The organism is Fusobacterium sp. DD2 (assembly GCF_018205345.1).
Lineage (GTDB): Bacteria > Fusobacteriota > Fusobacteriia > Fusobacteriales > Fusobacteriaceae > Fusobacterium_A.
In genome coordinates this window covers 1-1,009 of sequence record NZ_JADRHM010000124.1, presented here as the reverse complement: position 1 = coordinate 1,009, position 1,009 = coordinate 1, and the positions used below count along the sequence as shown (strand labels likewise).

The 1,009-nt window shown below is 34.2% G+C and carries 1 protein-coding gene; it reads right to left on the bottom strand.

Going from position 1 to position 1,009, the window contains the following annotated elements:
* The coding region (locus IX290_RS11380) for a PTS transporter subunit EIIC (protein ID WP_211493308.1) at positions 1–793 on the bottom strand (793 nt) is incomplete at its 3' end.
* Positions 794–1,009: the final 216 nt, after the last annotated feature.

Sequence of the window (1,009 nt, the reverse complement as noted above, 5' to 3'; positions counted from 1 at the left end):
AAGTTGAGTTTGCAAAGTTTTGTAGATTTTGTGCCCAAGCCACTTGAATTCCTGAGTCAACAACTGCTGGTCCAAATATAAATGGTCCATATATAAAGTGATGTAGTCCTGTTGGTATCAAGATTCTTTCTAAGAATGTGTATAACCAAACTCCAAAGTTACCAGAAACTACCATAAATCCTTGTAATGATGCAATTCCCATTTGAACTTTTGGCCAAACTAGGCAAGTTAATAGTGATACTGGAATCATTACTACAAATGCTATTCCACTTACAAGTGTTGTTCCTTGGAATGTTCCTAAGAAGTCAGGAAGCTTAGCATCGAAAAACTTGTTATGTATTGCTGTAGTAATTCCTGCAATTACTATTGCTCCAACTATACTTGTATCTAATGTCTTAATACCCGCAATTGTTGTAAGTCCGCTCACTCCTCCAACAGCCTGAGTGAAGTCTACACCAAATGTTGGTCCCCAAAATGTAAGTATTGCGTTAATAAAATAGTTATATGTCATGTACGTCACTAGAACAGCCAAACATGCTCTTGCATGAGCTTTTTTAGCAAGTCCTATAGGTAACCCTATTGCAAATATAAGTGGCAATTGTCTAAATACTGTCCATCCACCTTCTTCTATAACTGTCATAACCTTATAGAAAAAACTGCTAGGATCTGCAAGACTTCCTACAAAGTCTGGGTTCTTTAATATAATTGCCAATGCTACTATCATTCCAGCAAATGGGAAAAGTAACACAGGTGCAAATAGAGCTCCTCCTAATCTTTGAAATTGCTTTAACATATTTTTACCTCCACCTTAATTTCTATGTTAATGGAATTATATCACTAGTAATATCCTATTTCAATACTTTAAGTCTAATAAAAATACATTACTTATGACGTAACATGTTACTTAGATACAAGTTAAGAAAAATAGAGCTCTCTTCTCCTTTTTAGGAAAAAATAGATATCTCCTCAAAATTTCCAAAAACTAAAAAAGAGGGTGTTGTAAATTTAA